Consider the following 21,786-nt stretch of genomic DNA (forward strand, 5'->3'; position numbering starts at 1 on the left):
CTAATACTAAAAATGCATACGCTTTAGGCCATCGCATTCAGCTTCTTTATTCGAACTAAACTCGAACTAATCTAAATTATTTGCTCAGACACTCTTCGAAAGCTCGTTTTTCACTCTGAGTAAAATGCCCTTCCCAGTCAGTCCACGAACAGGAAGGCAACTCACAACGAGCGGAGTCGAAGCCCTCTGCCGTCGGTCGCTCAAAATGCACGATAACCTTTTCGATATCGCCATCTGTAATCAGGTCAGAATGAATGACCTCGGTACCATCTTCGAATGTCATATACGGGTACATCACGTAAACCACCTCGCAATAGTAAATCCAGTTTAGCATCAAGCTATTGCACCAAAGACAGCAGGCCCCCTTGATGAGTTGATGGTATCTGTTAAATGTCACGTACGATTCACATCTGGTGGGTACCCTGATGGCTACACGAAACGAAGTAGATTTACACCGGGAGGACCCCGTATGACAACCAAGTACACCGACGCGCCGCGCACGCGCGTCATGACGCCGGCATCGCTCAACAACGGCGTGCACGAGAACCATTCCATCGGACAGACCATGGCCATCGCGCCCAAAAAGGGCCTGTTCGATGACATTTCCATTCCCCAGATCATCGCCGGCGCCGCAGCTGCCGCCACGAGCGTGGCGCTTGCTTCAAAGATCGGCATTGCCGGCTCGGTGATTGGTGCCGCTGTGAGCTCAGTCATCACTGTTGTGTCCTCGCAGGTCTACCGCCACTTTATCTCTGCCAGCGCCGAAGCCCTCAAAGGTACGCACGCCGCCAACGACTACCCTGCCGGCGCCTATGAGCCCGTTGAGTTGAATGCCGAGGAGCACCTGGGCGGCGCCGCGACTACGCAGGAGATGCGCCAGATTGCGGGGCGCGCGACCACGGCGCGCGTCGCCCCCAACAGCCTGCGCGCCAAGGCGGCGGCAGAGCGCAGCCAGACGCAGAAGAAGGTTATCGTCTTCTCGATCGCCATCGCCATCGTCGCGGTCATCGCTTGCGCCGGCGCCATCCTTGTCACCACTGCCGGTGAGGGCCTGGGCGAGCGCCCCGAGCCAATCCTTTCGTCGCGCACGACCGAGAGCGATGCAAATGGCAACACCCAGTCGCAGGATCAGCAGGCACAGACGGACGATACGCAAGACAGTTCTACCTCTGCCAATTCGTCCTCGAACACCCAAAACCAATCGCAGGGCGTCGATTCCTCTGCGAACAACAGCGGCACGCAATCCGGCACGACTGACTCAAGTCAAACGACTGACGGCTCTCAACCGAGCACGGGCGACCAGGCGAATGGCAATACACCGAGTACGGGATCTACCGACAACAGCAACACCAACAGCTCGAGCGGAACCGCGTCCGGCACGGCATCTGACAGTTCAAGCCAAGGCGCGACATCGGGCAACTAGGCACATTTGCCTCTCATAGATAACCGACCTGTATAACGGGCGCGAATCGACAGCGGTTCGCGCCCGTTTGCCTTGGGCGCCGCCATGGCGAGCGCCATGCGATGGTAAGATGCTTTACATGTGTAAAGAGGAGATTTGCCATGAGCAAGACAATAGTTAGGCCCACGCTTTCACTGGGCAACCACATCTATCTGTATCGCCTGCTGCGCGATGCGATTGGATGCGGCAAGCAAACGTTTATGACGCAGGTCGAAGAGGCGCTCGCCGCTGGCGACATGACCGCTTATGACCTGGGCTTCGAATCCACGCGCGAGCTGCTCGAAGAGCTTGACGACTGCATTAAGCTGACCGTCTTTAAGGGCGGTCGCCTGTATGCCACCGTCATCGCCAACGAGGCCTGGGATGCCGCCCTTGCCAAGGGCGAGGACAAGCCCAAGACCGCCAAGGGCGCTAAGCAGTCCTACAAAAAGAAAAAGCGCGGTGAGAAGGACCTCAAGGCTGTGCGCCCCAAGCACGTTAAGCGTCCCGAACCAGAAGCCGCGGTTGAAGCTGTGCCGGAGCCCGAGCCCGAGACAGAGATCGAAGTCGCTATTGAGGTGGCAGCAGAAGCCGAAACCGAAATCGCCGCCATGACCGATCCCGAAGTCATGCCAGAGCAGGAAGCCGCTGTGGAGCTCAACGAGGCATCCAAGTCGACAACCGAAGAGGCGGCTGGCCAGCCCGAGGCGCCCGTGTTCCAGAACCACGATGTCTTTGGCGACAACACCGAGGACAATCAGTCCGACGAGCTCGCGGATCAAGATGCTGCCGAGGCAACACCGGAGCCCGAGGCGCCCCAGCCTGCCATCTCGCTCACGGTTGTCTACGACCCCGAGAACGCCAACGCCGGCATCACCACCATGGTATCCACGCCGGTCGAGGCCAAGCCGAACGTCGAGGCAGAGGACACTCCGCAGGCCGATGCCAAAACCGGGACCGAAGACACGTCCATCTCCGTGGAACCGACAGATTCCATAGCTAAGCCAGAAGCGGCATCTGAGTCTGCACCTGTCATTGAGTCCGCATCCGCACCCGCCTGTGACCAGGCTCCCACACCTGCACCGACTCCGGTCCCCAATTCAGCACCGGCCCCCGCTCCCGCAGCACCGACCATCCCCGGGGACTTCCCCATCGATTTCGCGACCGAGGTCTTCTGCCCTAGCCCGCTGCTGCACCAGCTGTCGACTTATCTCCCCTACGGCGCTGACACCCTCGGCATCGTCGGCGAGTACTACTGGATCGCTCGCGAGCGCGGTACCATCGAGGCCGGCCGTAACCGCGCGTGCTTCCCCCTGCGCTACACACAGGCCGGCAAACGCCACGAAGTCACCGTACGCATTCGCCGCAACACCACCGGCGGCCTCGGAGCCACCTGGGCCATCGACAAGGTCGAAGCCCCGGTCGAGTAAAAAACGGCCTCGGATAGCCAATTGACCATCCGAGGCCGTTTGAATTCAGGCCTTTTAGTTGTCATCGGCGCATATAGACACCAGAGAAGCAAGCTCATCCTCAAGTTGCGGAGCAAAGTATCTAAAAGAAACCTGCGCTCCGGTCGGTATCGACTCAATCATATTCGCAGCATTATCTGAAACTCGGTACGATGCAGTTTCACCTGTCTTCAAATCCTCTATTGAGCAGACAGCGTCTCCAGCATCAATCGACCTAAGCACGCCTTTTCCTTGTAACATCACATCGGCATGCCCGCCAGCTATTTCTAATGAACCTGAGTCTGTCGCAGTCACTTCTCCGGAACCTCCGCGCGATATCTCTTCCTTTGTTGAACAGCCCACCAATGAAGCCATCAGCACCAAAGACAGAGCTAGACGAATCGCCCTACTTCGAAAAAGTCGTTCCATAAGTCCACGCATAATAGCTCTGATCATACTTCAGGAAGGATAAAGATGAATTCCAGCCGTCCGCTATGCCAATCATCTGCCTTGTCTCTCCAGTTTTCTTACCAGTAAGTGTGGCGTAAGCCTCCGCTGTTACAGAATGGGCTGATCCGTTGTACAAACTCGCATGTAAAACATTCGGTCTATTAGAGTTAATCTCATTTTGAATGCTCGCGATAGCCGGAGAGGAGACAGTGCGGGCGATAAGAGCACTTCCTCTGCTTGCGCAGTAATTTGTAAACCCCGTTGCACAGGTTGATATCGGCGTTCCGCCCAAAACAACGCCGGGAACAGTCTGTTCTTCAGCGGAAAGAGCATGGGTATTGGTGTAATTCCATATCTGCATATATTGCGAAGGGTCGCTATATAAATTGGCAATGCCATACAGTTCCGCAACGTTCGAAAAAGCGGTCACCATACAAGCATAGTGGGCAGTAAGCCTCTTAATCTCGCTTTCATCATATGACATAAACTGAGAAATGGAACGAAATCCAGATACTGTGTAATCCTGCATTTGAGTTGCGTAAATTACGACATCGTTCCAGCTTGAAGGTTTATTCGATAAAACGACAGGCCGTCCTTCTATGGAAACAGCCGGGATTGTTCTTCCGCAATTTGTTGTTATTGAACCGTCCAAAGATTGCACACCGAATTCGAATGGATTGATCATTACGACTGGGTTATTGAAAGAATAAGACTCAACACCAAGATCTCCTCCCCGATCCATAGGGCTGACTAAGCCGTCTCCAAAACGATATCCCGTAAGTATTTCATCATCTGAAGCATCTAAAACCAAATAGCCCGCGGCTCTATTGAATGTCACAACCGGAACAATGTAGCCAAGCGGGGACCCATCAACGTCTACAAAAGGAATAGGGTCAGAAGGCGTATACGAAGAGCCGAGGAGTCCCTTTATATATTTATCGGCAAGCTCTTGCGCAATTTCTGAAGTAAATTGTATCTGCTCACCATCAATATTGCCCGTCGAAGCAAAAACCTCTTTCGGACGTGCGGCTAAGGCGACAATTGAAGACGCGACAAGTTGCAGAAAACGACGACGCGAAAGCATATGTTCTTCTTTCTAGAGGAGCGACTTATAAGATACTCCTATTCTATAACCTTTTTTGTAACGTTACAGCACTGGTTATATTTCAATTCGATTTGCTTATGTCCTTGTAACCCAATACGTCTTTACGTTTTAAACGGAATTAGAAAATCACTCATAGCAAAAACGGGCTTTAATCCCAAAGAGATGACTTTGATTATGAATCAAACCAGCAGCCAGGGCATAGCTGCAGTGCAATTGCTACAAGAAAGGCCGCCCTTGCTGGCGGCCTTTCTACTTGCTACTAGTCACGCGTCAGTTTGCGGTGAATACGATGCGGCTGGGCTGCGTCCTCGCCCAGGCGCTCGATACGGTTGGCCTGATAGGCCTCGAAGTTGCCCTCGAACCAATACCAGTTGCCCGGATTCTCGTCGGTGCCCTCCCACGCCAGGATGTGCGTGGCGACGCGGTCCAGGAACATACGGTCGTGGCTAATGACCACCGAGCAGCCCGGGAACTCGAGCAGCGCCGCTTCGAGCGAGGACAGCGTCTCGACGTCGAGGTCGTTCGTGGGCTCGTCGAGGAGCAGCAGGTTGCCGCCCTGCTTGAGCGTGAGCGCCAAGTTCAGACGGTTGCGCTCGCCACCGGAGAGTACGCCGGCGCGCTTCTGCTGGTCCTGGCCCTTAAAGCCAAAGCTCGCCACGTACGCGCGGCTCGGAACCTCGGTCTCGCCGACCATCATGTGGTCCAGGCCGTCCGAGACGACCTCCCATAGGTTCTTATCGGGGTCGATGCCGGAACGGTTCTGGTCGACGTAAGAAATCTTGACGGTCTCGCCCACCTCGAGCTCGCCCGAAGTCAGCGGCTCCAAACCCACGATGGTCTTGAAGAGCGTGGTCTTGCCGACACCGTTGGGGCCGATGACGCCCACGATGCCGTTACGCGGCAGGGTGAACGAAAGGTCGTCGATGAGCACGCGACCGTCGAATTCCTTGTGCAGGTGATGGGCCTCGAGCACCTTGTTACCCAAACGCGGTCCAACGGGAATGCGGATATCGGTCCAGTCGAGCTTCTGGCTTGCGCGGGCCTCGGCCTCCATCTCCTCGTAGCGAGCCAGACGAGCCTTGTTCTTGGCCTGGCGAGCCTTGGGCGAGCTGCGTACCCACTCGAGCTCGGCCTCCATGCGCTTGGCGAGCTTGGCGTCGCGGTTGCCCTGCGCCTCGATACGGGCGGCCTTGGTCTCCAGATACGTGGAGTAGTTGCCCTTGTAGGGATAAAGGTGACCGCGGTCGACCTCGCAGATCCACTCGGCAACGTTATCCAGGAAGTAGCGATCGTGCGTGACGGCAAGCACCGCGCCCTGGTAGTTGTGAAGGAAGTGCTCGAGCCACAGGATCGACTCAGCGTCTAGGTGGTTTGTGGGCTCGTCAAGCAGCAGCAGGTCGGGAGCCTCGAGCAGCAGCTTGCACAGGGCCACGCGACGGCGCTCGCCGCCGGAAAGCACGTTGACCGGCATGTCGGAATCGGGCAGCTGCAGGGCGTCCATGGCCTGGCCGAGCTTGGAATCGATATCCCAGCCATCAGCGGCGTCGATCTCGTCCTGGAGCTTGCCCATCTCGGCCATGAGGGCGTCCATGTCGCAGTCCGGGTCGCACATCTCCTCGCCGATCTTGTTGAAGCGATCGACCTTGGCAATCATGTCGCCAAACGCCATGCGCACGTTCTCGATGACGGTCTTGTCGTCGTCGAGCGGCGGCTCCTGTTGCAGGATACCCACGGTGTAGCCGGGGGTGAGCCTGGCATCGCCGTTGGAGACCTCCTCAATGCCGGCCATGATCTTGAGCAGGGTCGACTTGCCCATGCCGTTGGGACCCACGACGCCGATCTTGGCACCGGGGTAGAAGCTCAGGGTCACGTCGTCAAGGATTACCTTGTCGCCATGGGCCTTGCGAGCCTGATACATCTGGTAGATAAACTCCGCCATATGTCTGTCCTATCCTTTCTACCTGCTGTTTCCCTATTCTTGATTCGCTTTAGTGGAAACGAAATGAGAAAACCAGCTCTGAAACTTAACGAAAAAGGGGCATGGTTGCCCACACCCCCTAATACTACCTGGGAAAAGTCCCCCGGAACATACTATGAACTGCGTACGCTAGTTTTCCGCAACCTTAGCGAACGGCTCGCTGCGATTTACGCCACAACAGATACGAGTAGACGTAGACGGCTCCAACCGAACCAAACGCCAGAACCGCAATCACCGCGGCGACGACTTCACTCGAAAGCACGCTGCCTGCCACGCCCATCACAATCAGGCCAATACCCAGCACCATAAAGCAGGCGCCGCCAAAACGCTGCGTACGGCGCCAGTTCTCGGGATCGGCAAGCGCCCAAGGTGTCTTGATACCGAGCGTATAGTTCTGCTTCACACGCGGCAAGTAGTTGCCTACGCCGATGAACAGCAAACCGACAACACCGGAAATCAGCACGTTAACCGAACCGACCGCCGGCACCACGCCCCAGACCGTAAGCTCTCCCAGCCAGCTTATGGCGCACATGAACAAGGTGAAGGCGATTACGAAGCCCTGATAGAACTTGCCCGAGGTTCGATATGCCTCGCCTTTGGGATCGATGCGCGGCACCACGCAGAACATTGCGAGAAGCAGCAGAGGCAGCACGCCGAGCGCGGAGGCCATCCAGCTGGGACCCCAACCGTCGACGGCGCCGTTCGCGCCCCAGTGCGTGGGAATCTGCCCAGGCAAGCTCGGCATCACCATGAGATGCGCTACGACATTGGCGACGCACAGAGCGACCAGCGCAATCCACACGCGCGACGATACCCCCGTGGGGTGAATGCCCTTGTTTTCGTTATTCATCCTTATCACCTTCCGTGTTTGTAAAGCCCATAAACCAACCGATCAAGTCCTGCATGACGGTAGTGTTTAAGCTGTATACGATGTTTTGACCATGACGTTCGTCGGTTACCAACCCGGCGTTTTTGAGCGTCGCCAAGTGATGGCTCAGCGACGGCTTACTGATATCGAAATGCTCGGCAAGCTCCCCCGCCGTGCAATTGCCCTCGCGCAGCAACTCCAAAATGCGCCGTCGCGTTGGATCGGCAAGCGCCTTAAAACCCTCTCCCGGCATAAGACCCCCTTTCATCATCTCTCATGACGCGCACACTATACTCGATATTTAGATGTTTATCTAACTATCTAATACAGGAACATCTATAGAACATTCGTTCGTATTTAGCTACAATGGAAGTTGAAGCAGATGGGCCAGCTCCCTCTACCCGAGAAGGAGATGGACTATGAGTATTGACGATGTCCTGACGTTGTTATTGCTTGTAATCGCGGCTGTGGAGCTCGGCATCCACATTGGAGGTCGAATGAAATAGCCGCCCCCGCGTAATGCGAAGACGGCCACTTCTCACGCTACAAACGTGTTTGGGAGTTGGCCAACCCGCGGCAACGGGTGCCATCTGCTTCATCTTATGCGAATCACTGCCTCATTTCAACAAGCCCCTAGGGCTCAAATGGAATCGCGATAATACCTATAATGACGATAGCTAAAACACGATTCGCTTCCCCATCGGAGGATGTCTATGACCGAAACCACAGCCGCAACCCCCAACGAGACACGCGACACCAAGCTCGAGATCATCATGGGCCGCGAGGCACTCGACAAACTCGCCGCCGCCACGGTGCTGGTGCTCGGCTGCGGAGGTGTGGGCTCCAATTGCTGCGAGGCACTTGCCCGCGGCGGCATTGGTCATTTCGTCATTCTGGATAAGGACATCATCGCGCCCAGCAATATCAATCGCCAGGCCATCGCCTTTCAAAGCACCATCGGCAAGCGCAAGGTCGATGTTATGGAAGCCATGATCCACGACATCAATCCAGCCGCTACCGTCATCAAGCGCACCGAATACCTGTTGAGCGACAATATCGACGAGTTCTTCGCGAGCGTTTTGGAGCAGACGGACGGCAAGCTCGACTACGTCGTCGACGCCATCGACACCATCTCGGCCAAGCTCACCATTGCCAAATATGCTCAGGACCACGACATTCGTTTGGTTAGCTCCATGGGCGGGGCCAACAAGCTCCATCCCGAGTGCCTCCGCTTTGCCGACATTTTCGATACGGTACGTGACCCCATGAGCCGCATCATGCGCAAAGAATGCAAGAAGCGCGGAATCAAGAGTCTGCATGTACTGTTTAGCTGCGAGGAATCGGTTAAGACACAGCCCCGCGACCCTTCCAATATCCACGAGCGCACCGAGCTCGGAACCGCCAGCTTTATGCCGCCCATCATGGGCCAGATGATTGCCGGCGAGGTTATCCGCCAGATCAGTGGCCGCGGCACCGAGCGCGTGCGCGCCGATGGCCAGCGCTTGGACTAGCGGAGCGCGCCGAGATGGAGCCCCGGTTATTTGATGCACACTGCCATCTTGATTTAATGGCTCACCCGGACGCCGTTGCCGATGAGGCAACGGCGCTGGGCTTGGGTCTATTTGATTGCGGCGTCGATCCACGCGACTTTTCGGCCGCAAACGAGCGCGCTCGTCGCCACCCGGGCATCATCGCCGGCGTTGGGCTTCACCCCTGGTGGCTCGCCGATGGCCACTGCGGTTTTGCCGAAGTCAATCTGCTTTGCGAAGTTGCTGCCCAAGAACGCTACATCGGCGAAGTCGGACTCGACTTTTCCGCGCGCTTTGCTGGAAGTGAGCCGCTACAAATACAGGCACTTAACCGGCTCTGCGATGCGCTCGTGCAGCATCCTCTTACCGGGCGCGTGATATCAATTCACGCCGTTCGTTCGGCAGGAGCCGTACTGGACGTCCTCGAATCGCATGGACTACTCATCCCAAACCCCGACTCCCCCGCTATCATCTTCCACTGGTTTAGCGGCACTTCGGACGAACTCACCCGCGCGCGTAATGCGGGCTGCTATTTTTCCGTCAACGAACGCATGCTCGCGACCAAGCGCGGTCGCGAATACGCACGACAGATTCCACTCGACCGCCTACTGCTCGAGACCGATGCGCCGGCCGAGCCAAACACAGAAACAAGCGCGCAGTCGCTCATCAGGTCGCTCACAAGGACCTCAGAACGCATCACCTCGCTCAAAAACTGCGACGCAAAGCGCATCGAGTCGATAGTTTTAACAAATGCGCGCTCTTTTTTTGACCTTCGCTAACCCCTGGTGTGCAAAAAATGCCAAATATGAGTACTGCTACCGGAATGGATACATTTCTTTTAACTTTCCAACCGCCAGAATAATCCTCGATTGTCCGCTAATTAAAGCTTTTACAGTCATTCATCCTGCGTTTTCGCAAATCTTAAACCCCTCCAGACGCTCAAATCACGTCTGAAGGGGTTGATTTTGCTGCGACTAAATTAGTCACAGTACTCATATTTGGCATTTTTTGCACACGAGGTCCCGGGGAGGATCCTGCACCTCCCCGGGACCGCTCGGCTATTCGACGATTGGTGCTCCGTGGCCCCAAGAACCTTCCATGCCGCACACGGTCGAGGCAAACCCGGCAGCAAAGTCGAGCGCGCGCTCGATAGCCTCGGCGCCATCCTCTCCACGCTTGGCGGAATCGAGATAGCACATCAAAAACGAAGTGAGGAACGAGTCGCCCGCTCCCATGGTGTCCTTCATGTCCGTTACCGGTTTAGCCAGCTGGCGGTAATAACGCTCGCCGTCGTAAGCAATGCAGCCCTCGGCACCCGCCGTAGCCGACACAAAACGCGGACCCAGGCCCTTCACCCATGCCAGACGCTCGCGAATCTCGTCCTCACTCGCGGCATCCGCCGCACTAAAGAAGGCAAAATCGACGTAGGGTGCAATCTGCTCGTAGTACTCGTCGGTGGAGTCATCCGAAAAGTCAAAAGAGACCGTGACGCCCGCAGCCTTCAACTTGGGCAGCTCGCGCTCGGTAAAGCAATAGTTGCCCGAATGAACCACATCGAACTGCTTCATGTACGCAAGGTCAAAGCGATCGAGGACATAGCGCGCATCGCCACGGATACCGCCCTCGTTGGAGCCAAGGAAGACACGGTCACCGTCAACGACGGTCACGCGAGCCGCTCCGTTCTCGCCAATCATCTGCTCGCACTTGTCAAGCTCGATACCCTCATCCTCGAGGCTTGCAATGACATGCTCGGCAGCGGCATCATTGCCAAAAATGCCCATGTATGCGGAGCGTGCGGCACCGCATTTCTTGGCATAAACGGCGAAGTTCACCGCATTGCCGCCGGGATACATGGTGTGGATATGCTCGTAGCGATCGACGACGTTGTCGCCAAATCCGAGCGCGTTAACGTTAAATGCCATGGCCTTTGCCCCTTCTAGTACTCGACAACACCCATATAGCGACGGAAATCGGGATCGTGATCAAACACCTTGCCGCGTGCGGCACGCAGCTCGCAGTTCATGGCGTAGAACAGCACCGGGTCCAGATAGGCACGGACGCTCGCCGGCACGGCTTCCATACCGTACTCCTTGGCATCGAGCACCATCAGCGTATCGGTATGCGTCTTAAGGAACGCCAGGGCGCGCTCGTCCATAGCACGGCACTCGCTGGAGCCCATCTGCAGGAAGTAAAAAACGCCATCCTGAGTAGCCTCGAAGGGGCCATGGAAGTACTCGGCAGAGTGGATGTAGCTGCAGTGCTGCCACTGCATCTCCATAAGAGAGCAGATAGCGAAACCGTAGGTCTGGCTAAAGTTGGGACCGCTGCCCAGAATATAGAAGAACTCGTGCTCCTGGCAAAGCTTGGCAAAACGATCGCCCAGCTCGGCATTTACCTTCTCACGTGCCGGGGGAAGAATCTTATCCATCTCGGCGATACCGGCATACATATCGGCAAGATCGGCGTAGCCCTCCTGCTGATCGAGCAGCTCGGCCGCAAGCGACAGCGAAATGCCAGCGGGGACCTCAGCCTGCGGCACGCCCTCGCCCCATGGGTAGACCCACGTGGTCCACTTGCCGGAGTCGATCTTAGATCCAGCGTTGTCGGTCTGGGCGATCACCGTAGCGCCGGCGGCAAGGGCAATCTCGCAGCCCTCAACGACCTCGGGGGTGTTGCCACTGTGGCTGCAAGCAATGACCAGGGACTTCTCGCCCAGACGACGCGGACGCATGATATCGAACTCGCGAGCCGTATAGATATACGAAGTGAAGGTGGTTGCCTCGCGCTGCAGAAGCTCGTGAGCCGGGATCAAATCGATCATGGAGCCACCACAAGCAATCCAGTAGACGCTGTCGAACTTGCCCTTCTCGGCAATTGCCTCTTTGATCAGATCGTGTGCGTTCATATCCAGTTCCTTTCTTGTTTGGGCCGCAATCAATGACGTTGGTTGCGTGGCCGATAGTTGTTTTAGTCAATCAGATATTTCTCGAATGCGGCCATGTTCTTGGCATCAGCCGCCGCCGGGTCATCGTAGTAACGACCGTCCGTGATTTCCTGGCCCAGCATGCCGTCGAAACCATGGGCGTTGAGTGTGGCAACGAAGGCGTCCATATCGTGCTTGCCATCGCCCCACACCAGATGGCCATACGGGTCACCGTCGATAAAGTGCATCTCGTGAATTGCCCCATCACCAAAGGCGGCAAACCAGTCCTCGAGCGTCTCGCCTGCAACGCCCATCGCGGTTGTATCAACCATGGGCTGTAAGTACGGGCTCGCGACCTCGTCAATCATGCGCTTCGCATCGGAAACCGTCGTCACAAGGTTGCTCTCCTCGGGACGCAGGCTTTCCATCGTGAGCACCAGACCGTGCTCGCCGGCATACTCCGCCAGAATGGACAAGTGCTCGCGGCTGCGCTTCCAGGCTTCCTCGCGGTCCTCGTCCCAGTCGCCCCAGCCCGAGTTGATGGACATACGGTCGCACCCAAGTACCTCGGCAAGCTCAATGCCGTGTTTAAAGTACGCCAGACTGCGCTGTTCATGCAGCGGCTTGCGTGCGCAGTACTGCCAAGGATAGACAACGTTCTCGGGGCACAGAGTACGATACCTAAGCCCACGGTCTGCAGCCTTTTTCGCCAGGACCTCAGCCTCAAAGTAGCCCGTATGGTCGAGCGTCACATGCGGCTCTGCGCACCACAGCTCAATGGACTCAAAGCCCAAACGCTGCTGCACATCAAGGAAGTAATCGAGCGACCACATGATGTAGTGGATATTCATGCCCGCAATCTGCTCGCGGCGCAGCGTCGGTTTGGATTCAGACATCTTATGCCTCCTTATTTCGATCGAACACGATTTGTCCGTCCGACATCGTCATATCAACCGCAAGATCGCGTGCGTCGCGATAATCGAGGTCAAACACATCCCGATCGAGCACGCAGATATCGGCAAGCTTGCCGACCTCGAGCGTACCCAGCTCGTCTTCGCGCATCAGATCGTACGCGCCCCCGGCAGTCCAAGCGCGCAAGAGCTCGACAAGCGTCAGCGTGTTGACCTCATTCACAGGCAGTCCGTCGGCGAAGAATCCGCCGCACGCGCTGTAGATTGACTCGCCCAGGCTCGGAATCAGCAGCGGCAAATCCGTTCCACAGCACACTGTGCATCCGGAATCTTCCATGCCGCGGCGATTCCAGCTGTGCAAAAGTCGCGTCTCGCCAATTTGTCGACGCATCATCGACAGGCAATCCTCGCGTCGGTCCAGCGTCAGAATCTGCGGATAGACCTCGCAAATTCCACCTAACTTGCCAAACTCGACAAGATCGGTCGGGTCAGAGTTCTCGAGATCGGTAATCGCATGGCGGCGAAGCATCCGTCCATGCTCGTCTCGAGGCAGCGAGGCATAGAGCGCCACGGTGCGACGAACGGCGCCATCGCCCTGGCAATGCAAGGAATATCGGAATCCGTCAGCATCAATTGCACGCAGCTCGTTCTCAATCAGATCCCACTCTGGCTCCTCGACGACCGTCTTGCCGGCAGCGCCCGCATCGGCCGAGTCCTCATAGGGTTCTATCATCTCGGCAAGCCCCGCCCATACGCCGCGATCGGTCATACGGTTGAAGCCAGAAAAACGAACGAACGGTCCCCGGAAGCGCTCTCGTGCCTCGCGGGCATATGCAAGATTTGCACCGGCACCCACCGGCTGCGACATCATAGAGACGCGAACCGTCAGCTCACCAGATTCCTCACGGCGAGCCATTTCGTCGGCAAAGCCGTAGTAGTCATCAAACGCCATCTCCTTGATGGCGGTAACGCCGCGTTCGTTAAGCATGCTCATGTAGTCCGAATACCCTGCACGCACCTCGGGCAGCGCGAGGAAATCGCTCATCATGCGCCAGATCTTCTCGGCATAGCACGCCTGGGGTGTGAAGCCGTATCGCGCACTGGCGGCAGCATTGAGAACACAGGTATCCGCGCCCGGTGTAAAGCAGACGACGGGGATATCGCCAAAACACTCGTCAAACACAGCTGCTGTATTTGCGTTCTCGGCATCCGATGCCAACGTTTCGGGTAGGTTGTGGCCAAAAGCCGCCGCGCAATCCGGACGATCTTCTTTCCATGCACGCAAGAGCGACACGGCCTCTTTGGCATCAGCGATGCCGGACAGATCAGGCCCCAACGTCCGCAGCGCCCAGCCTGTATAGAAGGTATGCACATCGATCAGGCCAGGCATGACGGTGCGGTCGCCCAGGTCAACTACCTCGTCCGCCTGGGTCAAATACGAAGCTAGCTCACACTTGGTGCCAACAGCCTCAATTCGATTGCCACGGACCGCTACGAAACCTTCAAACGGCAGGTCCCCCGTACCGGTAAAGACGCTCTTAGACGTCAGGACCGTCAAACGATCAGACATCACAACCACCTACGCCGGAAGCATGCCAGAGATTGCCGTTACGATCAGGCCAAAGACGACCATGAAAATGAAGAACTTCCAAATGGTCTTCCACCATTGACCAAACGAGATCTTTGCCACGGCAAGACCGGCAACCGTCATGCCCGCCACGGGACTGATGGTGTTGATGGTCTGATTAGCAAACTGGAGCGCGGTAACGGCGGCTTCGGGATTGAGGCCCATAAGCTCGGTCAGCGGACCCATGACGGGCATGGTGAGCGCCGCAAGTCCAGAGCTCGAGGGAACCAGCAAAGAGAGCAGGCCAAGGACGATATACATAAACGTGGTGTAGACGGCGGCAGGTGCACCGGCCAGTGCAGTAGCGAGCGCCTGGAGGATGGTGTCGATGATCATGCCACCCTCTGCGATGACCAAGATACCGCGAGCGATGCCGATGACGATAGCGGCATACGCAAAGTCGGCAATGCCTTTAACGAACTCCTCGGCGATCGTCTGCTGGTCAAGGCCGCCCAGGATACCGGCAAGCAAGCCCATACCAAGGAACACGGCGGAAATCTCATTCATGTACCAGCCCTGGGTAACAAGACCCCAGACGATAATGCCCATGCCGCAGGCAAAATCGATAAGCACGAGCTTCTGACGGGTAGTGAACTCTTCCTCGATGGAGGCATCGGTCACGGAAAACTCAACACGCTTGAGCTTATCGTCCTCGTACACAATGGACGACTCGGGATTTTTCTTGACACGCATGGCGTAGCGCATGGCCCATGCGATACCAACGGCAGTGAAGATGACCCAAGAAACGGCGCGCAGCCACAGCTGAGGATTGCCCTCGATACCAATGATGCCTTGGGCGATCAAAACATTAAACGGGTCGATGGTCGAAGCACAATATCCCAGGTTAGGACCAAGGAAGCAGATGATAAACGCCGTCATCGAGTCATACCCGATACCCATCATGATGGGAATGAAGATGGCATAGAACGGCAGGGCTTCCTCAGACATACCAAACGTAGTGCCGCAAATGGACAGCAACGTCATCGTGATGGGAATGATGAGGATGTCCTTGTTCTTGAGCTTTTTAATCACACGGCTCATGCCGGCATTCAAAGCGTTGGTCTTGGTGATGACTGCGAACGATCCGCCAATCAATAAGACGAACGCAACGACGTCGGCAGCCTCCTGGATGCCCTTAGTAGGCGCTTGCAGGACCGCAAAGATATCCTGGCCCAGATTGATGGTCTCGCCGGTCTCGGAATCGGTGTAGTTCTTATCAACCTGTTCATAGGTTCCAGCAACGGCGACTTCACGCTCGCCCGCCGCTGTCGAAATCGTCTTGCGCTGATACTGACCAGAGGGAACGATCCAAGTCAGGACCGCAAAGACAACGATCAGCAAGAACATGATCGTATAGACATGCGGTAATTTGAACTTAAAACGTCTGTTTGTCTTCTTCGCCTTCGTATCTGACATAGATACCTCCAAAGAACTCGAGACTGCATCGCATCTCGCTTCAACGCCTGCGCAAGGCAAACGTTCTATGACGTTCCATAGATTACCAGCAGTTTTTCCCGTCATCAAGATAATTTCAAACTGATTGCCGCGACGCGGTTGAACGGTTGCGTTCGCGCCGTGAACGGTATGGAGACGCCCGGTGAGATGATCAACCGGGCGTCTCCATTCGCAATGTCCTAGATGTCAAAGACGTAGCGAGACCCAACGATCCGCTGACGACCGATGATAAACGGCCGTCGCTGCTCATCGAAAAAGAAGGCTTCCATATAAAACAAGGGTTCGCCAACGGGAACCGCCAGCAACCGAGCGACCTCGGGCGATGCGCACGCGATCTCGAGCGTGCACGGGTCGGTAAACGCAGGCGTCCGCCCCGTCCGGTTGCGCACGAACTCAAAAATGGATTGGTTAGATAGAGGTGCTGTTGATAGATAGGCGTTGTCCTCGTAAACGTATATGTTGTTCTCGAGCATGACGGGGACTCCATCGGCAGTACGCACACGCTCAACGCAAATCAAATCAGTTCCAACGGGAACACCAAAGAACTGCGCTTCGGTGGAATCCGCCGGCAGTATCTTTCTCGAAATGACGCGCGCCCCCGGTTCCATTCCATTAACGCGGCATGCGTCCGAAAAACTCTGGACGTCATCCTTCTGGCGAATCTTGCGCTTGAGCTTGGGGGCATTGACAAACGTGCCTTTCCCCTGTCGCTTCGTTAGATAGCCCTGCTGGACGAGCTCCTCAATAGCACGTCGCACGGTAACGCGGCCAACTTTATAGCTCTCAGCCAATTCAAATTCGTTGGGTATCCGCGCGCCCGCCTTGTAGGCACCGGAGTTGATTTCGTTTTTAATGATATCGATAACCTGTTGGTACAGCGGAATCGCTGCTTTACCGTCAGTTAGCCCTTCAGTCGGTGGCATATACCCTCTCCCAGCACAATTAAGTCTAAAGCGGGCTCAAGGGCATTCAACAAGCCCTTGAGCCCGCTTTAGCATAAAGTATGCTAGGTGTCGCACCAAAATGTCGGGCATTTACTCATCAGACCCGAAAAACGCGCAACTACCACGCTCCTAAGAAAGCGTGAGCAGCTCCGGCAGTTGGTCGATAATCTTGTCCGCGGCATCCTGGCTAAAGCCAAAGCGCTCCTCGCGCTTGGCAATGACCGTCAGGCCGGCTCGCTTACCCGCGGTAATGCCCGGAACGGAATCCTCAACGCAGCAGCAGCGATTCGCGGGCAGCCCCAGCAGGTCAAGCGCATGCAGGTAGATGTCGGGCTCGGGCTTACTCTCCTTAAACTGCTCGCCGCTCACAACATACTCAAAGGCATCCGCCAGCCCGCACGCATTGAGTACTTCCTCGATGCTATCCATGGGAGACGAGCTGGCAAGCGCCACGCGAACGCCACGGCGCGGCAGCTCTCGAATCGTATCCACGGCGCCTGGGTTAATCAAAGCCTGATAGTCGCGCGGACGCTTATGCGCCCATTCGTCCCAACGGGCCAACGCTTCCTCGCCAGTGAAATGCCCCTTACCGGCACGCTCAAACCAATCGACCAGCATATGCAGGAAGAACTGATGCGAGGTACCGACCTGCCCATTCAACTCCTCTTGAGTCAGATTAAGCCCAAGCTCCTTGGCAAACGCGGCAGTCTCGCCCAGGTAGTAATACTCGGTATCGACAATGACGCCGTCCATGTCAAAGATAACGGCATCGAACGGAAATGCGGACACGGCACCCTCCCTAACAAAAGGACGCCCGCGAGCAGGCGCCCGAACCATGCATTAATCGGCGATTCTAACCCAGCAGCTTATCCAGCGCCACTGCAATACCATCTTCGTTGTTATTGGCGGTCACCATCTGGGCCACGGCCTTAACCTCATCGACGGCGTTGTCCATGGCAACACCGGTGCCGGCCCACTCAATCATGGACTTGTCGTTCTGGCCGTCGCCAAACGAGACGACCTCGCTGGCATCGATACCGAGCTTGGGCAGGGCACCCTCGAGCGCACGAGCCTTATCGATGCAGGGCGCCGTGTACTCAAAGTACCAGTCGGCCGTAAACATGCCCGAAAGCGTCTGGGTAAAGGGCGCATACATTTCCTCGTAATGCGCCTGTAGGTAGGCCGGGTCGCCCGCCGTCAGCAGCTTGTCCACGGGATAAGCGTCCACGACCTCATGCAAGCTCTCGACCTCACGGATCTTAAGGTCGCACGCATCGCGCTCATACTTGACGATGTTCTTCTGCGAGCCGTCCGGCAGCGTAATCATGCAGCGATACGAGTCCTCTACATGCAGGTCACGCCCGAGCGAAATCATGGGGATCACATCAAAGTTGCGCAGATGATCAATCAGGCGATGCAATTCATCGACCGGCATCGCCTGGTCGAACAGCACCTCATCGGTCTGGGCATCGACCACATGCGCGCCGTTGAAGGCAACCAGCAGACCGTCATGGTTTTGAAGGTCGAGCTCCTGCGCCAAGGCGTGCAGCCCCCATGCGGGACGACCCGAAGCCAAGATGAGCTTAATGCCCGACTCCTGCGCCGCGAGCAGCTTCTCGCGCGTACGCGGGCTAATGACCTTTTGATCGTTGGTGAGCGTACCGTCGATATCCATTGCGATGGCTTTGATTGCCATATGTGCCTCCTTGCATCGTTTTTATCGCGCACTATCTTATCCGAGCCGGGCACGTTCGCACAGCGCGCGTATGACGGTTGCAAAACCACCCCATTTGAAACAAAGGCAAAAAAGTACTTGTAAAGACGCGTTCCGACATATAAGTTGATAAAAGACCGCCGTTGCGGTTTTAAGTAGATCGAGCATATGAAGTTTCAGTTTTCAGCGTGTAAGAGAAGGAAGATCGGCAAAGTACAACCCCAAACGCAATGACAACTTAATGAGGTAACTGCCACATGTGAGGCACCCAGGGCATTGCTGTCTCGATTTTGAGCACGATGCCTTCCGCCTTGCATGGGCCGTTCCATCCCGCCCCTGCAGCAACTGCCTCACGGGCTCATTGAAAACCGCATAGCACCCCAACGTCAGCACATCACCCACGGCAAGCACATCACTCACGACAACCAACACATCAACAAACAGCACGAACATCAACCGATTGGAGAAGCTATGACAAACCACCACGCTGAAAACGGCGATAAGAAAAGCATTCTGGATGCCCGCATTGAGCGAGCGTATGCAAACGAATATGACGCCGCCTTTGCCGCCGCGACCATCAAGAACTACGCGTCGCTACCGCTCGCGACGATCTTGGCCGACCACCCTCAACTGCTGAAGCGCTGCACAAAGATCATGGGCGACCCCGACATTCGCAAGCTGACAGACCCCTATGCCCCAAAACGCGACAACGATTCGTACGTTCTTACCGTAGGCTGCCTAGCCCATATGCTTACGGCGCTCGACACGAAACTCAAACTCGAATGGGAACCCGACGAGCGTCATGAACTCGAAAGCAAGCGGAACACCCTGCGCACCGCAATGTTCCTTCCGTTGGACGGCCTCAAGCGCTGCAACGTCGAGCTCAATACACAGGCGCGGCAAAAGCCCGGGATCACGGGGCAGAAAACTCCAAGACCCCATGCGGCCATCGTCGACCGCAACCGATATAACCGCATGACCGCGCACTTTTCTGCCGAGGGAGCAGCCATAAGGACGCTGATCGACCTGCTGTGCCTCCTGAGCATCAACGAGCTATTTGAGGGCTATCTCGCCCTTGTTCCCGCGACGGCACCCAAGTCGGTAGCAAAGATCATCGAGACCTGCAGACGCCAGTTTGAGCGCCATCGCAATGGCAGCGAGATGAACGCCAGCATCGCGCAGTACTACGCGGCTCATTACAAAAATGACGGATGTGCCCCTGTCGAGCATCAGCTGCGGCTCGCCTACACCACGCCCGCCGCAACGCTCCATCGCTTTGGAGCCCTTGGCGCTTGCGAGCCGCACGAACAGGCAGCCTGCCCCACAACCGAGCTCGATCTCAGGCTCGGACGAACCCTGTAGCCCGCCAGCCCCTCCGCGGGCAACAATCCTATTCCACAACACAACCAACAGAAAGGAGTCCTCATGGACACCAATCATTCCCCCATCATCAGCCCCCTCACCATGCGTGAATCCGCCCGAGGTATCACGCTCACCAGCATTTACGATGAGATGCTCGCCCGTCGCGAGCTCTCCGTCATGGGAAACATCGAAACCCCGATGGCCCACGACCTATGCCAGCAGATCCGCCTGCTCGATGCCACCGACCCCAGCCGCCCCATCACCATATTTGTCGCCAGCGCCGGCGGAAGCGTGCGATCGGGTCTCGCGATCTATGACGCCATGCGCCTCGCATCGTGCCCCATCCGCACCGTCTGCCTGGAATTCGCCGCGTCCATGGGCGCCGTGATCTTTATGGGCGGCGACGATCGCCGTATGGCGCCCCATGCAGAGCTCATGATTCACGACCCGCTGATCCCCCAGGGGGCAGGCGGCTCGGCACTTGCGCTGCAGGAAACCAGCCGGCGTCTCATGCAGACCCGCAAGACCCTCACGCAAATCCTCTCGGACCGCAGCGGCCTCACGCCCAAGCGCATCCAGTCCCTCACTGCAAAAGACACCTACCTTTCGGCCAAGCGCGCCGTCGAGCTCGGCTTTGCCCACGAAATCCTCTCGACCACCAAGGAGGTCGCCCATGTCTAACCTCGCCAGCCGCCTCGCCGCATCTGAGTCCGCATCGTCCACCATCCTCGCCAAGGATCGAACGCTTTCCTGCGACACCCGCCAAACGGGACTCAACAACAACGCACTTGTAATCGGCCCCTCGGGAGCCGGCAAGACCCGAAACGTCCTCAAGCCCAACCTGCTGCAAATGAACGCAAGCTACATCGTGCTCGACACCAAAGGCACGCTCTGTCGCGAAGTGGGACCCGTGCTGGCAGCCCACGGTTACCGCGTGCAATGCCTCAACTTCGCCGACCTCAACACCGTCCCGGCCCTTGCGCCCGGCATCGAGCGCTGCGGCTACAACCCCCTGAGGCACATTCGCCGCAAGGCGGACGGCAGGCCCAACCAGCAGGACATCCTCTCGGTGGCAAAGGCCATCTGCCCCATCGAGGACAACAACCAGCCTTTTTGGGATCATGCGGCGGCAAACCTGCTGTCGTGTCTTATCGCCTACGTCACCGAACAGCTACCCGCCGACGAGCAGACGATCAGCTCGGTCATCAAGCTGATCGAGCACCTGCAGGACGGTGCCACGGCCCGATTGTTTGACGATCTGATCACGACCGACCCCCAAAGCTATGCCCTCTCGCTATGGCGGCGCTACGCCATTACGCAAAATGCCGAGCGCATGCACGCGAGCATCGTCGGCATCCTTGCCGAAAAGGTCATGTGTCTGGGATTCGACGGTGCGGCACAGCTCTATCGTGAGTGCCATCAGGTGGACTTCGCTTCCATGGGACACACCCCCTGCGCCCTGTTTGTAACCGTAAGCGATATTGACCGCAATCTCGATCCGCTGACCGGCCTCTTTATTACGCAGGCGTTTATGGGCCTCATTCGCGAAGCCGATAGGCAGCCCGACGGCAGCCTGCCCGTGCCCGTGCGCTTTATGCTCGATGACTTCGCAAATCTGCAGATCCCCCAGATCGACAACGTGCTCTCGATTATCCGAAGCCGCAACATCTGGGCAACGCTGCTATTGCAGTCGACCAACCAGCTCGATGCGCTCTACGGCGAGGCGCGAGCTCGCTCCATCATGGGCAACTGCGACACGCATCTGGTGCTGGCGTTCCAGGATCCCGAGAGCGCCCGGGTGTTTTCCGACCGCGCCGACGCACTGCCCAGCACGCTCATGGCGACGCCGATCGATCGCTCGTGGCTCTTTGTACGCGGTCGCACTCCCGAACAGGTCGAGCGCTTTAGGCTCGAAGACCATCCGCTCTACGGGGAGCTGCCCGAGGCGCAGCGAGACCATGCGGAGGCCGAGATCTAGGCGCAGGGTTCTCGCAGCGCGCGGCGCCCCGGCGATGTTCCGCAAGGGCCGTG

The 21,786-nt window shown here is 56.9% G+C and carries 20 protein-coding genes; 7 read left to right on the top strand and 13 right to left on the bottom strand.

Annotated elements, in window-relative coordinates; all coding sequences use genetic code 11:
* The first annotated feature begins 469 nt into the window (after window positions 1-469).
* Both DW823_RS08755 and DW823_RS08760 read left to right on the top strand, forming a co-directional pair.
* On the top strand, window positions 470-1,423 hold the full coding sequence (locus DW823_RS08755) for a hypothetical protein (RefSeq protein ID WP_118081828.1): 954 nt from the start codon (window positions 470-472) through the stop codon (window positions 1,421-1,423).
* A 140-nt stretch (window positions 1,424-1,563) separates the two neighbouring features.
* The gene (locus DW823_RS08760; RefSeq protein ID WP_055251462.1) at window positions 1,564-2,871 is read left to right on the top strand and encodes a hypothetical protein; all 1,308 of its coding nucleotides are present in this window, start codon (window positions 1,564-1,566) and stop codon (window positions 2,869-2,871) included.
* A gap of 54 nt (window positions 2,872-2,925) precedes the next feature.
* On the opposite strand, the gene DW823_RS09740 is transcribed toward DW823_RS08760, so the two are convergent.
* The 5 genes from DW823_RS09740 to DW823_RS08775 all read right to left on the bottom strand — a co-directional run bounded on the left by DW823_RS09740 (window position 2,926) and on the right by DW823_RS08775 (window position 7,543).
* Window positions 2,926-3,264: a hypothetical protein gene (locus DW823_RS09740; RefSeq protein WP_148315848.1), complete on the bottom strand. Its 339-nt coding sequence runs from the start codon at window positions 3,262-3,264 to the stop codon at window positions 2,926-2,928.
* A gap of 31 nt (window positions 3,265-3,295) precedes the next feature.
* Window positions 3,296-4,423 carry a hypothetical protein gene (locus tag DW823_RS09745; protein WP_147344724.1) on the bottom strand — a complete coding sequence of 376 codons (1,128 nt, stop codon included), beginning with the start codon at window positions 4,421-4,423 and terminating at the stop codon, window positions 3,296-3,298.
* Between the two features lie 280 nt (window positions 4,424-4,703).
* Window positions 4,704-6,383, bottom strand: a complete 1,680-nt coding sequence (ettA, locus tag DW823_RS08765) for an energy-dependent translational throttle protein EttA (RefSeq protein ID WP_055251458.1) — start codon at window positions 6,381-6,383, stop codon at window positions 4,704-4,706.
* Window positions 6,384-6,567: 184 nt separating this feature from the next.
* Window positions 6,568-7,272 carry an SdpI family protein gene (locus DW823_RS08770; RefSeq protein ID WP_118081830.1) on the bottom strand — a complete coding sequence of 235 codons (705 nt, stop codon included), beginning with the start codon at window positions 7,270-7,272 and terminating at the stop codon, window positions 6,568-6,570.
* The gene (locus DW823_RS08775) at window positions 7,265-7,543 is read right to left on the bottom strand and encodes an autorepressor SdpR family transcription factor (RefSeq protein ID WP_022094448.1); all 279 of its coding nucleotides are present in this window, start codon (window positions 7,541-7,543) and stop codon (window positions 7,265-7,267) included. The genes DW823_RS08770 and DW823_RS08775 overlap by 8 nt, the downstream gene beginning before the upstream one ends.
* 460 nt (window positions 7,544-8,003) lie before the next feature.
* Here DW823_RS08775 and DW823_RS08780 point away from each other — a divergent pair, with 460 nt between their 5' ends.
* A complete protein-coding gene (locus DW823_RS08780) occupies window positions 8,004-8,801 on the top strand; it encodes a ThiF family adenylyltransferase (protein WP_118081834.1) in 798 nt (265 codons plus the stop codon).
* A 14-nt stretch (window positions 8,802-8,815) separates the two neighbouring features.
* Complete coding sequence (locus tag DW823_RS08785; RefSeq protein WP_118081837.1) at window positions 8,816-9,598, top strand: TatD family hydrolase; 783 nt, start codon at window positions 8,816-8,818, stop codon at window positions 9,596-9,598.
* Between the two features lie 279 nt (window positions 9,599-9,877).
* On the opposite strand, the gene DW823_RS08790 is transcribed toward DW823_RS08785, so the two are convergent.
* The 8 genes from DW823_RS08790 to DW823_RS08825 form a co-directional block, all read right to left on the bottom strand.
* Entirely contained in the window at window positions 9,878-10,741 is an 864-nt protein-coding gene (locus DW823_RS08790) for a PfkB family carbohydrate kinase (protein WP_006234359.1), read from the bottom strand.
* Between the two features lie 14 nt (window positions 10,742-10,755).
* Entirely contained in the window at window positions 10,756-11,724 is a 969-nt protein-coding gene (locus DW823_RS08795; protein ID WP_022094440.1) for an SIS domain-containing protein, read from the bottom strand.
* Window positions 11,725-11,786: 62 nt separating this feature from the next.
* Window positions 11,787-12,638, bottom strand: coding sequence for a sugar phosphate isomerase/epimerase (locus DW823_RS08800; RefSeq protein ID WP_117745875.1), 852 nt, complete (start codon window positions 12,636-12,638; stop codon window positions 11,787-11,789).
* A 1-nt stretch (window position 12,639) separates the two neighbouring features.
* Entirely contained in the window at window positions 12,640-14,223 is a 1,584-nt protein-coding gene (locus DW823_RS08805; RefSeq protein ID WP_118081839.1) for an amidohydrolase, read from the bottom strand.
* Window positions 14,224-14,232: 9 nt separating this feature from the next.
* Window positions 14,233-15,696 (bottom strand): YfcC family protein, encoded by a 1,464-nt coding sequence (locus DW823_RS08810; RefSeq protein WP_118081841.1) that lies wholly within the window; start codon window positions 15,694-15,696, stop codon window positions 14,233-14,235.
* Window positions 15,697-15,914: 218 nt separating this feature from the next.
* Window positions 15,915-16,658: a GntR family transcriptional regulator gene (locus DW823_RS08815; protein WP_117786622.1), complete on the bottom strand. Its 744-nt coding sequence runs from the start codon at window positions 16,656-16,658 to the stop codon at window positions 15,915-15,917.
* Between the two features lie 150 nt (window positions 16,659-16,808).
* Window positions 16,809-17,468, bottom strand: a complete 660-nt coding sequence (locus tag DW823_RS08820) for an HAD family hydrolase (protein ID WP_369831728.1) — start codon at window positions 17,466-17,468, stop codon at window positions 16,809-16,811.
* Window positions 17,469-17,532: 64 nt separating this feature from the next.
* Window positions 17,533-18,375 (bottom strand): Cof-type HAD-IIB family hydrolase, encoded by an 843-nt coding sequence (locus tag DW823_RS08825; RefSeq protein WP_118081846.1) that lies wholly within the window; start codon window positions 18,373-18,375, stop codon window positions 17,533-17,535.
* Between the two features lie 333 nt (window positions 18,376-18,708).
* Here DW823_RS08825 and DW823_RS08830 point away from each other — a divergent pair, with 333 nt between their 5' ends.
* From DW823_RS08830 to DW823_RS08840, 3 genes are all read left to right on the top strand, one after another.
* Window positions 18,709-19,755, top strand: a complete 1,047-nt coding sequence (locus DW823_RS08830; RefSeq protein WP_147350681.1) for a hypothetical protein — start codon at window positions 18,709-18,711, stop codon at window positions 19,753-19,755.
* 63 nt (window positions 19,756-19,818) lie between these two features.
* Window positions 19,819-20,436, top strand: coding sequence for an ATP-dependent Clp protease proteolytic subunit (locus tag DW823_RS08835; RefSeq protein WP_118081848.1), 618 nt, complete (start codon window positions 19,819-19,821; stop codon window positions 20,434-20,436).
* Window positions 20,429-21,733 (top strand): VirD4-like conjugal transfer protein, CD1115 family, encoded by a 1,305-nt coding sequence (locus DW823_RS08840; protein WP_118081850.1) that lies wholly within the window; start codon window positions 20,429-20,431, stop codon window positions 21,731-21,733. Before DW823_RS08835 ends, DW823_RS08840 begins: the two co-directional genes overlap by 8 nt.
* The last annotated feature ends 53 nt before the right edge of the window (window positions 21,734-21,786 follow it).

Origin of the sequence: Collinsella sp. AM34-10, assembly GCF_003469185.1 — a bacterium.
GTDB lineage: Bacteria > Actinomycetota > Coriobacteriia > Coriobacteriales > Coriobacteriaceae > Collinsella.

Coding starts and splice junctions, on each gene's coding strand:
- DW823_RS08755 (WP_118081828.1), top strand. CDS start 470: ATGACAACCAAGTACACCGACGCGCCGCGCACGCGCGTCATGACGCCG.
- DW823_RS08760 (WP_055251462.1), top strand. CDS start 1,564: ATGAGCAAGACAATAGTTAGGCCCACGCTTTCACTGGGCAACCACATC.
- DW823_RS09740 (WP_148315848.1), bottom strand. CDS start 3,264: ATGGCTTCATTGGTGGGCTGTTCAACAAAGGAAGAGATATCGCGCGGA.
- DW823_RS09745 (WP_147344724.1), bottom strand. CDS start 4,423: ATGCTTTCGCGTCGTCGTTTTCTGCAACTTGTCGCGTCTTCAATTGTC.
- ettA (WP_055251458.1), bottom strand. CDS start 6,383: ATGGCGGAGTTTATCTACCAGATGTATCAGGCTCGCAAGGCCCATGGC.
- DW823_RS08770 (WP_118081830.1), bottom strand. CDS start 7,272: ATGAATAACGAAAACAAGGGCATTCACCCCACGGGGGTATCGTCGCGC.
- DW823_RS08775 (WP_022094448.1), bottom strand. CDS start 7,543: ATGCCGGGAGAGGGTTTTAAGGCGCTTGCCGATCCAACGCGACGGCGC.
- DW823_RS08780 (WP_118081834.1), top strand. CDS start 8,004: ATGACCGAAACCACAGCCGCAACCCCCAACGAGACACGCGACACCAAG.
- DW823_RS08785 (WP_118081837.1), top strand. CDS start 8,816: ATGGAGCCCCGGTTATTTGATGCACACTGCCATCTTGATTTAATGGCT.
- DW823_RS08790 (WP_006234359.1), bottom strand. CDS start 10,741: ATGGCATTTAACGTTAACGCGCTCGGATTTGGCGACAACGTCGTCGAT.
- DW823_RS08795 (WP_022094440.1), bottom strand. CDS start 11,724: ATGAACGCACACGATCTGATCAAAGAGGCAATTGCCGAGAAGGGCAAG.
- DW823_RS08800 (WP_117745875.1), bottom strand. CDS start 12,638: ATGTCTGAATCCAAACCGACGCTGCGCCGCGAGCAGATTGCGGGCATG.
- DW823_RS08805 (WP_118081839.1), bottom strand. CDS start 14,223: ATGTCTGATCGTTTGACGGTCCTGACGTCTAAGAGCGTCTTTACCGGT.
- DW823_RS08810 (WP_118081841.1), bottom strand. CDS start 15,696: ATGTCAGATACGAAGGCGAAGAAGACAAACAGACGTTTTAAGTTCAAA.
- DW823_RS08815 (WP_117786622.1), bottom strand. CDS start 16,658: ATGCCACCGACTGAAGGGCTAACTGACGGTAAAGCAGCGATTCCGCTG.
- DW823_RS08825 (WP_118081846.1), bottom strand. CDS start 18,375: ATGGCAATCAAAGCCATCGCAATGGATATCGACGGTACGCTCACCAAC.
- DW823_RS08830 (WP_147350681.1), top strand. CDS start 18,709: ATGGGCCGTTCCATCCCGCCCCTGCAGCAACTGCCTCACGGGCTCATT.
- DW823_RS08835 (WP_118081848.1), top strand. CDS start 19,819: ATGGACACCAATCATTCCCCCATCATCAGCCCCCTCACCATGCGTGAA.
- DW823_RS08840 (WP_118081850.1), top strand. CDS start 20,429: ATGTCTAACCTCGCCAGCCGCCTCGCCGCATCTGAGTCCGCATCGTCC.